This window comes from Micromonospora echinospora (assembly GCF_014203425.1).
Taxonomy (GTDB): Bacteria; Actinomycetota; Actinomycetes; order Mycobacteriales; family Micromonosporaceae; genus Micromonospora; species Micromonospora echinospora_A.
Window position 1 is genome coordinate 2,660,897 of record NZ_JACHJC010000001.1, and the last position, 12,620, is coordinate 2,673,516.

Annotated in this window: 12 protein-coding genes; 11 read left to right on the forward strand and 1 reads right to left on the reverse strand. The window is 74.4% G+C overall.

The annotated features are described in order from the left end of the window. Positions 1–5: 5 nt before the first annotated feature. The 8 genes from FHU28_RS12675 to FHU28_RS12710 all read left to right on the forward strand — a co-directional run bounded on the left by FHU28_RS12675 (position 6) and on the right by FHU28_RS12710 (position 7,979). Positions 6–902, forward strand: coding sequence for a 50S ribosomal protein L11 methyltransferase (locus FHU28_RS12675; protein ID WP_184683868.1), 897 nt, complete (start codon positions 6–8; stop codon positions 900–902). After that, complete coding sequence (locus FHU28_RS12680; protein WP_073827311.1) at positions 902–1,543, forward strand: NHL repeat-containing protein; 642 nt, start codon at positions 902–904, stop codon at positions 1,541–1,543. Before FHU28_RS12675 ends, FHU28_RS12680 begins: the two co-directional genes overlap by 1 nt. A 5-nt stretch (positions 1,544–1,548) precedes the next feature. Next, positions 1,549–2,835, forward strand: coding sequence for an ABC1 kinase family protein (locus FHU28_RS12685; protein ID WP_184683869.1), 1,287 nt, complete (start codon positions 1,549–1,551; stop codon positions 2,833–2,835). Between the two features lie 92 nt (positions 2,836–2,927). Then, positions 2,928–3,632 carry a winged helix-turn-helix transcriptional regulator gene (locus FHU28_RS12690; protein WP_184683870.1) on the forward strand — a complete coding sequence of 235 codons (705 nt, stop codon included), beginning with the start codon at positions 2,928–2,930 and terminating at the stop codon, positions 3,630–3,632. A 248-nt stretch (positions 3,633–3,880) separates the two neighbouring features. Next, the gene (locus FHU28_RS12695) at positions 3,881–5,158 is read left to right on the forward strand and encodes an aminotransferase class V-fold PLP-dependent enzyme (protein ID WP_184683871.1); all 1,278 of its coding nucleotides are present in this window, start codon (positions 3,881–3,883) and stop codon (positions 5,156–5,158) included. A 22-nt stretch (positions 5,159–5,180) separates the two neighbouring features. After that, a complete protein-coding gene (locus FHU28_RS12700) occupies positions 5,181–6,320 on the forward strand; it encodes a trans-sulfuration enzyme family protein (protein ID WP_184683872.1) in 1,140 nt (379 codons plus the stop codon). Positions 6,321–6,359: 39 nt separating this feature from the next. After that, entirely contained in the window at positions 6,360–7,262 is a 903-nt protein-coding gene (locus tag FHU28_RS12705) for a homocysteine S-methyltransferase family protein (protein ID WP_184683874.1), read from the forward strand. Positions 7,263–7,325: 63 nt separating this feature from the next. Then, positions 7,326–7,979 (forward strand): NHL repeat-containing protein, encoded by a 654-nt coding sequence (locus FHU28_RS12710; RefSeq protein WP_184683876.1) that lies wholly within the window; start codon positions 7,326–7,328, stop codon positions 7,977–7,979. 45 nt (positions 7,980–8,024) lie between these two features. On the opposite strand, the gene FHU28_RS12715 is transcribed toward FHU28_RS12710, so the two are convergent. After that, positions 8,025–8,204, reverse strand: a complete 180-nt coding sequence (locus FHU28_RS12715; protein WP_184683878.1) for a hypothetical protein — start codon at positions 8,202–8,204, stop codon at positions 8,025–8,027. Positions 8,205–8,342: 138 nt separating this feature from the next. Here FHU28_RS12715 and FHU28_RS12720 point away from each other — a divergent pair, with 138 nt between their 5' ends. The 3 genes from FHU28_RS12720 to FHU28_RS12730 are packed head-to-tail and all read left to right on the forward strand — an operon-like array spanning position 8,343 to position 12,588. Beyond that, positions 8,343–9,680 (forward strand): aminotransferase class V-fold PLP-dependent enzyme, encoded by a 1,338-nt coding sequence (locus FHU28_RS12720; protein ID WP_184683880.1) that lies wholly within the window; start codon positions 8,343–8,345, stop codon positions 9,678–9,680. Further along, entirely contained in the window at positions 9,677–11,371 is a 1,695-nt protein-coding gene (locus FHU28_RS12725; protein WP_184683882.1) for an ABC transporter substrate-binding protein, read from the forward strand. Before FHU28_RS12720 ends, FHU28_RS12725 begins: the two co-directional genes overlap by 4 nt. Beyond that, positions 11,368–12,588 (forward strand): DUF2268 domain-containing putative Zn-dependent protease, encoded by a 1,221-nt coding sequence (locus FHU28_RS12730; protein WP_184683884.1) that lies wholly within the window; start codon positions 11,368–11,370, stop codon positions 12,586–12,588. The genes FHU28_RS12725 and FHU28_RS12730 overlap by 4 nt, the downstream gene beginning before the upstream one ends. Positions 12,589–12,620 lie beyond the last annotated feature (32 nt).

Here is a 12,620-nt window from a genome sequence, read left to right on the forward strand (position 1 = left end):
ACCGCGTGGACCAGCGGCTGCTGCTCATGCACCAGATGATGCTCGGCGACGCGCCCCGGCTGCGGGCGTACGACAGGGCGCTGGAGGAGGCCGTCACCCCCGGCGACGTGGTGGTGGACGTGGGCGCGGGGCTGCTCGCGCTCTCCCTGCTGGCGCTGCGGCACGGCGCCGAGCACGTGTACGCGGTCGAGGCCGACCCGGCCACCGCCGCGGCGGCGGCCCGCATCATCGAGGCCAACGACCTCAAGGGACGGCTCACCCTGGTCACCGGCGACGCCCGTACGGTCCGGCTGCCCCGCAAGGCGGACGTGCTGGTCTCCGAGATGATGGGCAACCTCGGTCCGGAGGAGGAGATGGCCGAGGTACTGCACGTGATCGCCCGCCGCCACCTGCGCCCCGGTGGCCGGGTGGTGCCCCGGCGGCTGCGGACCTGGCTGGCCGCGGCCGAGTTCGCCGACGAGGGCTGGGGGCTGTGGGGCGCCGACTTCTACGGCTACCGGCTCGACCCGGTGCAGGAGCTGGTGGCCCCGGCGGCCCAGCTGCACTTCTTCCAGCGCCCGCCGAGGCTGCTGACCGAGCCCACTGTGGTGCTCGACCAGACGCTCGACGGCCGGTCACCGTCCCGGCAGACGTTGCGGCAGCGGCTGCCGGTCACCACGCCGGGACGGCTGCACGCCGTGCTCGGCTTCTTCACCGCCGACTTCACCGACGACGTCACGCTGTCGAACTTTCCGTCGTACCCCGGTTGCAACTGGGCGGTCTGGGTGTGGCCGCTGCGGCACACCGACGTGGCCGAGGGTGACGAACTGTCCGTCGCCCTGCGCCGCCCGGCCCGGCGCGACGTCCGCGCCGTGACCGGCTGGCGGCTGGAGTGCGGCCTGTCCCGGCAGAGGAGGTCCTGATGCCCTTCGCGGTGGGTACCGTCCGCGACATTCCCGTCCGTGGCGCTCTCAAGCTCTGCGGTCTGACCTGGGCCGCGGAGTGCCTCTGGTTCTCCGAGGCGGTCTCCAGCCAGATCGCCTCGCTGGACCCGATCAGCGGCAAGGTGGTCCGCCGGCTCGACTGCCCCGGCGTACGCACCGACCTGACCACGATCGGCGGGCGGCTGCTGCAGGTGGCCGGCGACGACCGCGTGCTGCGGCTGGTCGATCCCGAGGACGGCGAGCTGCTCGGCGAGTTCGGCAACCCGCGCCCCGGCAACGTGCTGTGCGGGCTGGAGGCGACCCGGCACGGGCTCTGGCTCGGCTACGAGGACCTGCGCCAGGTCGACCTGCGCGACCCGGACGGCTTCGGGCTGATCGACACGTTCCCGGTCCGGCACCCGATCGCCGGCGTGACCGTCTCCGACAGCTACCTCGTCTACTCCGACCACGACGCGGCCACCATCAACCTGTACGACGTGGCGGCCCGCCGGGAGGTGGCCGCCTACTCGGTCGCGGGCAACCCGACCGGCATCACCTGGGACGGCCGCCGCATCTGGTACTGCGACTTCACCACCCTGCAACTCCGGGCGATCGAGGTGCCGGGCATCACGAAGGGTTGACGTCCATGGTGACCACGCGCGCTCTGCTGGCCCGTTCCACCCGGATCGGCGCGGTCGGCGCCGCCCACCTGCTGCCGGCGCTGCCACCGGCGCTGGTCAAGGTGGCCCGAGGTGACCGGGCGGCGGCCCGTCGGCTGCTGTACCGCCGCCTCACCACGCTGCTGATGCGGCTCGGCCCCACGTTCGTCAAGGCCGGGCAGGTGCTCGGCACCCGGCGCGACGTGCTGCCGGCCGCGCTCTGCGACGAGCTGTCGGTGCTCCAGGACCGGGTCGACCCGATGACACCCGAGCAGACCAGCCGGGCGCTCGCCGAGGCGTACGGCAGCGAGACGCCCGCTGAGTTCGCGGAGATCGACCTGACGCCGGTGGCCAGCGGCAGCGTGGCCTGCGTCTACCGGGGCCGGATGCCCGACGGCGCCGAGGTGGCGCTCAAGCTGCGCCGCCCCGGCATCGAGTCGACGATGGCTCTCGACCTCGCGCTGATGCGGCGCGGCGCCCGGGTGATGGCCCGGCTGCCGATGCTGCGCGGCGTCCCGGTGCGGGAGGTGGTGGAGAACATGTGCGGCGCGGTGTTCGGCCAGCTCGACTTCGCCCGGGAGGCGGAGAACCTGCGCCGGCTCAAGGAGAACCTCGCCGTGGTGCCCCGGGTCCGGGTGCCCGGCGTACGCGACGACGCCTGCCGGCCGCGCTGCCTGGTCATGGAGTTCATGCCCGACCTCGACGTGGACGTGGCGCGGTCGATGTCGGCGGCCGTGCGCAAGCGGTTCGCCGCCTCCGCGATGACGGCGATCTACCACATGCTCTTCGTGGACGGATTCGTCCACTGCGACATGCACCCGGGCAACCTCTACTTCACCCGGGGGGCCCAGGTGGTGGTGCTCGACGCCGGGTTCAGCGTGCAGCTCACCGAGGAGCTGCGCCGGCTCTTCGCCGAGTTCTTCATGAACATGTCGATCGGGCGTGGCCGGCACTGCGCCGAGATCGTGGTGCGCAGCGGCACCGGCCTGCGGCCGGACGCCGACGTGGAGACGTTCCTGGTCAAGATGGCCGACCTGGTGGAGCGCAGCCACGGGCTGCCGGCCCGCGAGTTCAGCCTGATCGCGTTCGCCGCGGAGATGTTCGACCTGCAACGCCGCTACGGCGTGCACGCCGCGCCGGAACTCATCTTCCCGCTGCTCTCGCTGCTGGTGATCGAGGGCACGGTACGCGAGCTCGATCCCGACCTCGATTTCCAGGAGCTGGCCAAGCCGGTGCTGATGCGCGGGCTCTTCGGCCGCCGGGCCGCCGCCTGAGCACCGTCCGAACGGTCGGCCGGGCCTGGCCGGTCGCTTCGACCGGGCGGCCCTACCTGCGCAAACAGCCGACTAAAATATACGATAGCGGGATGGCACAGACTGGCCTTGCCGGCAAGCGCTCCTACCACCAGTACTGCGGGCTCGCGTCCGCGCTCGACGTGCTGGGCGAACGCTGGACGCTGCTGATCATCCGTGAGCTGCTGATGGGCCCCCGACGCTACGGCGAGCTGCTGGCGGACCTGCCCGGCATCGGCACGAACCTGCTCGCCGACCGGCTCAAGTTCCTTGTCGACTCGGGCGTGCTGCGGCAGGTCGACGTGCACGGCACCGGCGGCCGGCTCTCCTACGAACTGACCCCGACCGGCCAGGCGCTGCGGCCGATGGTGCTCGGGCTCGCGCACTGGGGCCTGGAGTTCGTCGGTGACCTGAAGGCCGAGGACACGGTCCGCCCGCACTGGGGTTTCCTCGCCGTGGAGGCGATGTTCCAGTGGGACAAGATCTCCCCGATCGACGAGAGCTACCAGTTCCAGGTCGACGACGAGGTCTTCCGCATCGACGTCGCAGGCGGTGTGCCGCGTGTGGCGAAGGGGCCGTCCGAGAACGCGGCGATGGTGGCGACCACCGACGCGGCCACTTTCGTCCGCATCGGCGCCGGCCGGGTCACGCCGCTCATGGCGATGGTCGGGGGCCAGCTCAAGCTGGAGGGCGACATCGACGCGGTGCTGCGCTGCTGCGAGCTGCTCGGCCTGGACGCCGGCGCGGCGCCCGCCGCCCAGGCGGTCTCCGGTCACTGAACCGCGCCAGGGGGTGACGGGACCGGATCACTATATTATTCTGAACTAGCCTCGGCGTTCGTCGGGGCCCGTCGTCGTCCGGCACGCCGCGCCCGTGCGGCACCTCCCGAGCACTGTGGTCCCACGGGGACGACCGGTCCGCCCCTCCGTCGCCCGAGCGCCTGACGGCGTCCGTGCGCGTCGCGGGGCGGCCCCGCGCGGCGCGTACGCCGGCACCGACGACCGGCCGTCAAGCGACAGGAGCCGGCATGACGGACACGGTGCGACACGACCCGGAGGCGCTGCCCAGGGCGGTACGAGACGACTTCCCCCTGCTGGCCCGCCGGGCCGGTGACCTCGTCGCCTACCTGGACAACGCCGCCACCACGCAGAAGCCCCGCGTCGTGCTGGACGCGATCACCGACTACTACACCGGGGCGAACAGCAACGTCGGGCGCGGCTACCACCGGCTCGGCCTGGAGTCCACCGAGCGGTACGAGCAGGCCCGCGAGAGCGTCGGGCGGGCGATCGGCGCGGCGCAGGCGGAGGAGGTGCTCTTCACCGCCGGCACCACCGCCGCGGTCAACCTCGTCGCGGACACCGCCGGCCTGCGGGTGGCCGGCCCGGGCCGGCGGGTCGTGGTCACCGGGATGGAGCACAACAGCAACCTGCTGCCCTGGCGCCGGCTCTGCGACCGTACGGGCGCCACGTTGACAGTGGTGCCGGCCGGACCCGACGGGCGGGTCGACGCCGACCGGTTCGCCGCCGCGCTCGGCCCGGACACCGCGCTGGTGGCGGTCAGCCACGTCTCGAACGTGCTCGGCACCGTCAACCCGGTACGGGAGATGACCGCCGCCGCCCGCCGGGCCGGCGCGCTGGTTGTGGTCGACGGCGCCCAGGCCGTACCGCACCGCCCGGTCGACGTGCGCGACCTCGACGCCGACTTCTACTGCTTCTCCGGGCACAAGGCGTACGGGCCGATGGGCGTCGGCGTGCTGCACGGCCGCCGGGACCTGCTCGCCGGGCTGCCCCCGTACCAGGTGGGCGGCGGCACCGTGAAGGGCGTCGCGGCCGACCAGCCGGTCCGCTACCTGGACGGGCCGGCCCGGTGGGAGGCCGGCACACCGCACGTGGCCGGCGCGGTCGGGCTGGCCGCCGCCCTGGACTACCTGGGCGACCTCGGCTGGGACGCGATCCGCCGGCACGACCGGGCGCTGGTCCGGCACGCAGTGGACGTGCTCACCGCAGTCGACCGGGTACGGGTCGTCGGCGACCCGGCCGCCGACCCGAGCGGCATCGTCTCGTTCGTGGTCGAGGGCATCCACCCGTACGACGTCGGGGCGCACCTGGACCGGCACGGCGTGGCGGTGCGCTGCGGCGTGCACTGCGCCAGCACCTTCCTCGACGCGCTGGGGCTGCTCGGCACCGTCCGGCTCTCCTTCGGCGTCTACAACACCACCGCCGAGATCGACCTCGTCGGCGAGCTGCTCGCCGGCGTACGGCCCGGGCCCTGGACCACCGACCACCCCGACGTCCGGTTCCTCTGAGCAGCGCCCGGAAGGGAGCGTCATGAGGTTCGACACCCGGCTGGTGCACGTCGGCCAGCAACCCGTCCCCGGCACCGGCGCCGTCGTGCCGCCGATCCACCTCAGCACCACCTACGACCGCACCGCCCAGGACCCGCCGCGTTACTTCTACGCCCGGGGCGAGCAGCCCAACCGGGAGGCGCTGGAGGAGTGCCTCGCCGCGCTGGAGGACGCCCGGCACGCGACCGTCTACACCAGCGGGCAGGCCGCCGCGACCACGGCGCTGTCGGTGGTGCCGCCGGGCCGGCTGGTGCTCGCCTCCGACGACGTGTACGGCGGCACCCACCAGTTGCTCGCCGCCGCCGCCGAACGCGGCGTCACGGTACGGCAGGTGGACCTGGCCGACCCGGCCGAGCGGGACCGCGCGCTGTCCGAGTGCGGCCCGGAGCTGGCCATGGTGTGGCTGGAGACACCCACCAACCCGCTGCTCAAGGTCGCCGACATCGCCGCGGTGTCGGACCTCGCGCACCGGCACGGAGCCCTGGTCGTGGTGGACAACACGCTGGCCGGGCCGGTGCTGCAACGACCGCTCGCGCACGGCGCGGACATCACGCTCTACAGCACCACCAAGTCCGTCGCCGGTCACCTCGACGTGCTCGGCGGCGCGCTCGTCTACCAGGACGAGGAGCTGCACCGGCGGTTCCTGGCGTACCGCACGGTGGCCGGCAACGCCCCCGGCGGCTTCGACTGCTACCTCACCCACCGGGGCCTGAAGACGCTGTCGCTGCGTACCGCCCGGCAGGTGGAGAACACCCGGGCGGTGGTGGCGGCGCTGCTGGCCGAGCCGAGCGTCGACCGGGTCAGCTATCCGGGGCTGCCCGCGCATCCGCAGCACGCGGTCGCGGCCCGGCAGATGACCGCGCCCGGCGCGCTCGCCGCCTTCGAGTACCGCGGCGACCCGGCCAAGCTGCTCGACGGGGTACGCCTGTTCACCGCCGCGGTCAGCCTCGGCGGCGTCCGGTCCCTGATCGAGTGCCCGGCGCTGATGACCCACCGCCCGGTGCCGCCCGAGGTACGCCGGCGCCTCGGGCTGACCGACCGGCTGATCCGGATCTCACCCGGCATCGAGGACCCGGCCGACCTGGTCGAGGACCTGGTCACCGCGCTGCGCGACGGCGCCTGACCCGCTGACCGGCATTACCCGCCCCGCGAAGGAGGAGACATGTCCGCATTCACGACCGGCGGCGCCCCGGTGGTGCTCGACGGAGGGCTCGCCACCGAGTTGCAGCGCGCCGGGCTGCCCTACCAGGCCCCGTGGTGGGGCACCGCGGCGCTGCTGGCGGACAGCCGGCGGCGCGTGCTGCGCGACGTCCACGAGCGGTTCCTCACCGCCGGGGCGCAGGTGCTCACCGCGAACACGCTGCGCTGCAACCTGCGGGCGCTGCGCCGCGCCGGGCTGGAGGACGCCGGGCTCGGCTGGATGGTGCACGCCGCCGTCGGCGTCGCGCTCGCCGCCCGCAACGCGGCCGGCGCACCCGGCACCCGGATCGCCGCCTCGATGGCGCCGGTCGAGGACTGCTACCGGCCGGACCTGGTGCCGACCGACGACGAGCTGCGCGAGGAACACCGCTGGCTGGCGGTGGAACTGGTCCGGGCCGGGGTGGAGCTGGTGCTCGTGGAGACCATGAACACCGCCCGCGAGGCCCGGATCGCGGTGGAGCAGGTGCGCGAGGTGGGCGCCCGGGCCTGGGCCGCCTTCGTCTGCGACGACCAGGCCCGGCTGTTGTCCGGCGACTCCCTGGTGGACGCCGCCCGCGCGGTACGCGCCGCCGGTGCCGAGGTGGTGCTGGTGAACTGCACCGGGCCGGAGGCGACCGAGCGGTGCCTGCGGGCGCTGCGCGACGCCGACGACGGCCCGATCGGCGCGTACCCGAACCTGGAGGACCGCCGCGACGGCGCGCCCGGGCCGCGACCGCTGCTCGACCCGGCGGAGTTCGGCGACCTGGTCGCCCGCTGGGTGGTGGAGTACCGGCTCGCGGTGGCCGGCGGGTGCTGCGGCGCGTCGCCGGAGCACATCGCCGCGCTGGCGGCCCGGCGCAACGCCCCGGTGGCGGCCGTCGACTGACGCCGCCCGCAGGTCCGCCGGCCCGGCGCGGGCCGGGTCAGCCAACGAAGGGAGAACGAGACGGTGAGCGGCTCGACGATCGCACCGCCGGTCGAGGTGGTGCGCAGCCTGCCCGGCCCGGCCGGTTACATGTGCGGCCTGACCTGGGACGGTACCTGGCTCTGGCACTCCGATCAGGACGCCGCGCGGATCTTCGCGATCGACCCGGCGGACGGCGCGGTACGCCGGTCCTTCGGGTACCCGGACGTGCGGGCCGACCTGGGGTACGCCGACGGAAAACTGTGCCAGATCGGCGGCCGGCCGAAGCGGATCCTGCTGATCGACCCGGCCACCGGCCAGACCGTCGGCTCGAAGCCGGTGCGGCCCTCCAACGGCCGGGTCACCGGCATGGAGACCGGGCCGGAAGGGGTGTGGCTCTGCCTGCGCGCGCCCGCGGTGATCCAGCTGCGGGACTTCGAGACGATGACGGTGCAGCGGGAACATCCGGTAGTGGGGTCGCCCTCGGGCCTCACGTACGCCGAGGGTCATGTGCTCTACGCCGAGTTCGAGGACGGCCTGCTGCACGCGGTGGACGCGGAGTCGGGCCGGCTGGTCTCCACGGTGCGGCTGCCGGGGCATCCGACCGGGCTGGCCTGGGACGGCGAGCTGGTCTGGTACTGCGACTTCGCCGACCGGCGGTTCAAGGCGGTCCGGCTGCCGGACGTGCTCGGCGGCTGACCGGCGAGGTGGGGGCGGTCCCGGCCGCCCCCACCCGCGCCGGCGTCAGGGCACCCGGTCGCGCGCGTCGAACTGGTCCTGCCGACGGTCGCGGTCGCCGCGGGCGTCGGCCGACGGCGGCCGGCAGTGGCCGGCGCAGCCGCAGGAGCAGCCGGAGGCGGTGGCGCGCTCCGTCCGCTGTGGCGCTTCGGTGTCCGGCCAGCCGCCGGTGTGGCACGCGTTCATCGCTTCTCCCTGCTCTGCGGTGGTGACGCGCCGGAGCGCCCGGCGCGGTCGGACGGGGCGGGCAGCGGGACGGGTAGTTACTTGAGAATCATATGGTAAATTCGCTGGTGGGTGCCAGCTCCTGACAGGAGGGACGCCATGCGCGTCAGCGTGACCGACGACCCCGCGACCACGACGGCCTCCCGTACCGGCGGGCCGACCGCACCGGCCGACCCGCTGCGCACCGCCTCCTTCGCGGAGCTGCGGTCGCTGTTCGCAGTGGAGCCCGACGCGGTTCACCTCAACACCGGCACCATCGGCGTGATGCCGTACGAGGTGCTGGACGTCAACGACCGGGTGACCCGGGAGTGGAACGGCGGGCTGCGCAACGTCTACCCGCCCGGCATGTACCCCGAGCACCGCGCCGCCATCGGCCGGGCGTTCGGCGTCGACCAGGACGAGATGGTGATCTGCCACAACGCCACCGAGGGGGTGGCCCGGGTCATCAACGGGCTCGAGCTGCACGAGGGCGACGAGGTCATCACCACCAGCCACGAGTGCTACTCGGTGCTGTCCAACTTCAACCTGCTGCGCAACCGGCACCGGATCACGCTCACCGTGCTGACCCCGCCGGTCGGGCCGGACGTCACCGCCGAGGAGATCGTCGACATGTTCGCCCGGGCGATCACGCCGCGGACGAAGGTGCTGGCGTTCGCCGCGGTCACGCTGTTCACCGGCACCCGGATGCCGGTGCGCCAGCTCTGCGACCTGGCCCAGCGGCACGGTCTGACCACAGTGGTCGACGGCGCCCTGCTGCCCGGCCTGTTCGACACCGACCTGCGCGCGCTCGGACCCGACTTCGTCACCTGCTCCGGCTCCAAGTTCCAGTGCGGGCCGCTCGGCACCGGGCTGCTGTACGTCCGCAACAAGGTCCACCCCGAGCACAACCCGCTGCCGCTGCCGACGTTCTGGCCGGTCATCTCCACCTGGTACCCGATGATGGGCGCCCCGCCGCCGCGCACCACCACCCGGGTGGAGAGCTACAACATGGGCGACTACCTGCAGAGCGCCGGCAGCGCCAGCATCGCCCGGGGCGCCGCACTGGCGAAGGCGTGCGAGCTGTGGGACCGGATCGGCCGGGACCGCATCGAGCGGCACGCGGTGGCGCTCGGCGAGCACACCCGCGCCCGGATCGTCGAGCGGTTCGGCGTCGAGTCCCTGTACTCCCCGCTCACCGACGACCGGCTGACCGCGCCGCTGGTGGCGTTCAACCCGTTCCCCGACCGGGCCGACGGCTGGAACATCACCAAGTTCGCCCGCCTCGTCGACGAACTGGAGAGCCGGCACCGGATCTGGACCCGGTGGACCGAGTTCGACGTGGCCGGCTCACCGCACCAGCACTACGCCGCCCGGATCTGCACCCACCTCTACAACACCGCCGAGGAGGTCGACCTCGCCGTCGACGCCATCGCCGACCTCGTACGGGAGCTGTCATGACCGTCGCCCCGTACCGGCCGGACACCGCCGTCCCGCACCGCTGCGGCGGCGTGCTGCGGGTGGTCGCGCCCACCGCCGCCGCGCCGCTCGACCCCAGCTGCGCCCCGGCGTCGGCGGCCCCGTTCGTCCGGCTGCACACCCGGCAGCTCGTCACCTGGCAGGCCGCCCGGGACGTCCGTGACTGGCAGGCCGTCACGCCGGTGCCCGACCTCGCCCTGGAGGTCCCCTCCACCTGGAACGCCGGGCTCGGCGCCAGCCACCGCAGCTACGTGTTCCACATGCGCCCCGGCATCCGCTGGGACACCCCCGACCGGCGCCCGGTCACCGCGCACGACGTGGTCCGTGGCTTCAAGCGGATGTGCAACCCGGTCCGGCCCTCGCCGTCGCTCGCGTACTTCGCCGACACGGTGCGCGGCCTCGCCGAGTTCGCCGCCGCGTGGGCGGCGGAGGCCACCCACCGGGCCGGGGACGCGGCGACGCTCGCCGCATACCAGAACGCGCACGAGATCCCCGGCGTCTTCGCGCTCGACGACGAGACGCTCGTCATCGAGCTGGCCCGGCCGGCGCTGGACTTCGTGCAGATGCTCGCGCTGCCCGCGGCCTCGGCGGTGCCCGTCGAGCACGACGCGTTCGTCCCCGGCAGCCCCGAGGCCGCCGCCCACCTGCGCGCCAACGGGCCGTACCGGGTGCGGCGGCACCGGCCCGGCGAATGGGCCGAGCTGGTCCGCAACCCGGCCTGGGAGCCGGCCGCCGACCCGTACCGGCGGGCCGAGGCCGACCGGGTGGAGCTGCGCCTGAGCGACGGCGTCGGCCGCGCCGACGCGGCCGACGCCCTGGCCGAGGTGTCGGTCGCGCCCGCCGTCGGCGGGCTGCCGGCCGCCGAGCCGGTGGACGGGGACGGCGCGCTCGGCTGGGCGCTCGACCCGTACCTCGTGCTCAACCTGCGCGACCCGGTCTGGGCCGACCTTCGGGTACGGCAGGCCGCGGCGCTCGCCGTGGACAAGGCGGCGGTGGCCGACCTGTACCGGCGGCACCGTCCCGGCGTGCCGGTGCGGGTGGCGGGCTCGCTGATCCCGCCGGGCAACGCCGGGCACGACACGGCCGATGCGTACCCCACCGGTGATCCGGCGCGGGCCCGCGACCTGCTCGCCGCGGCGGGCCACGCCGACGGCGCGCCGCTGGTCCTGATCCACCCGCACTCCGGCCTCGGGCCCGAGGTGGCGCACGCCTGCGCGACCGACCTCACCCGGGCCGGCCTGCCGACCCGGGCGGTCGGGCTCGCCGACGCCGCGTACACCGAGGCGCTGCGCGCCCCCGCCACCGCCGGCGGCTGGCAGCTCGCCGTGGCGGCGCGTGTGCCCGACTGGCTGGAGCACAACGGGCGGGTCTTCGCGCAGGCGATGCTGCAGGCGAACCCGGTGCCCGGCGGCGCCAACCACGGCGGCTACGCCGCACCCGAGGTGGACGCGCTGATCGAGCGGGCGCTCGACGCGGCCGAGCCGTGGCGGGCCGACGCCGCCTGGCGGGCCGCGGCGGAACGCGCGGTCGCCGACGTGGCTGTGGTGCCGATCCTGCACCGGGCGCCGGTGGCCGCGCCGAGGCAACCGGACCGGGTCGACGGGCTGGTGCCGCTGCCCCCGCAGGGGTACGCGGTGGACCTGACCGCCGCCCGCCCGGAGGTGGCCGGGTGAACCCCCTGGTACGCGACTACCTGCTGCTCGGCCTGCGCCTGGGCCGGCTGGTGGACGGACTCGTCGACTGCTACTACGGTGACCCGGCGCTGCGCGAACAGGTCGCCGCCGAACCGCCGGCCGACCCCCGGGAGCTGTCCCGCCAGGCCGGCCGGACGCTCGCCGCGCTCCCCGGCAGCGACCTCGAACCGGCCCGCCAGCGGCACCTCACCGCCCAGCTCACCGCGCTGCGCGCGGTCGCCGACCGGGTCGCCGGCACGCCGATGTCCTTCCAGGACGAGGTGCGCGCCTACTTCGACGTCGAGGTGACCCGCACCCCACCGGAGCGGTACGCGGCGGTGCACGACGAGATCGACGCGCTGCTGCCCGGACCGGGACCACTCGTGGACCGGGTGGAGGAGTTCTACCGGCGCAACACCGTCCCCCCGGAGCGGCTGCACCGCTGCGTGCAGGCGGTCTCCGACGCGCTGCGCGAGCGGGCCCGGGACCGGTTCGGCCTGCCCGGGGCCGAACGCGTCGAGTACACGGTGGTCCGGGACGCGCCGTGGAACGCGTACAACCGCTACCTGGGCGGCTTCCGCTCCGCGGTGGCGCTGAACGCTGCAAGCGGCCGGTCGGTGGCCGCGCTGCCCATCATCGTGGCGCACGAGTCGTACCCCGGCCACCACACCGAGCACTGCCTGAAAGAGGCCGGCCTGGTCCGGGACGGCGGCCAGGACGAGCACACCATCGCCCTGGTCGACACGCCCCGGTGCCTGGTCACCGAGGGCCTGGCCGAGGCGGCGGTGGACGCGGTGCTCGGCCCCGGCTGGGGGGAGTGGACGGCGCGGATCCTCGCCGCGGAGGGCGTCCACGTCGAGGGCGAGCGGGTGGAACGGATGCGCGGCCTGGTCGTACGCCTCCTGCCGGCCCGGGTGGACGCCGCCCTGCTCCTGCACGACGAGGGCGGCGACCGGGCGCAGGCGCTGGCGTACCTGCGGCGGTGGATGCTGCTGCCGCCCGAGCGCGCCGAGCAGATGGTGACGTTCCTCGCCGACCCGCTGTGGCGCGCGTACTCGGTCACCTACTCCGAGGGCGGCCGGCTGGTCGACTCCTGGCTGGCCGCCCGCGAGCCCGGCACCAGCCTCGCCGACCGCTTCACCACGCTGCTGCGGGAGCCGCTGCTGCCGTCGCAGCTGCGGGCCGACGTGGCGCGGACCGCGCTCGCGCCCACCTGAACGCCACCCGGCACCGGCAGCAGCTACCAGAG

Bases quoted from the DNA above. Each gene is read 5' to 3' on its own strand.
- FHU28_RS12680 (WP_073827311.1), top strand. From the start codon at position 902: ATGCCCTTCGCGGTGGGTACCGTCCGCGACATTCCCGTCCGTGGCGCT.
- FHU28_RS12685 (WP_184683869.1), top strand. From the start codon at position 1,549: ATGGTGACCACGCGCGCTCTGCTGGCCCGTTCCACCCGGATCGGCGCG.
- FHU28_RS12690 (WP_184683870.1), top strand. From the start codon at position 2,928: ATGGCACAGACTGGCCTTGCCGGCAAGCGCTCCTACCACCAGTACTGC.
- FHU28_RS12695 (WP_184683871.1), top strand. From the start codon at position 3,881: ATGACGGACACGGTGCGACACGACCCGGAGGCGCTGCCCAGGGCGGTA.
- FHU28_RS12700 (WP_184683872.1), top strand. From the start codon at position 5,181: ATGAGGTTCGACACCCGGCTGGTGCACGTCGGCCAGCAACCCGTCCCC.
- FHU28_RS12705 (WP_184683874.1), top strand. From the start codon at position 6,360: ATGTCCGCATTCACGACCGGCGGCGCCCCGGTGGTGCTCGACGGAGGG.
- FHU28_RS12715 (WP_184683878.1), bottom strand. From the start codon at position 8,204: ATGAACGCGTGCCACACCGGCGGCTGGCCGGACACCGAAGCGCCACAG.
- FHU28_RS12720 (WP_184683880.1), top strand. From the start codon at position 8,343: ATGCGCGTCAGCGTGACCGACGACCCCGCGACCACGACGGCCTCCCGT.
- FHU28_RS12725 (WP_184683882.1), top strand. From the start codon at position 9,677: ATGACCGTCGCCCCGTACCGGCCGGACACCGCCGTCCCGCACCGCTGC.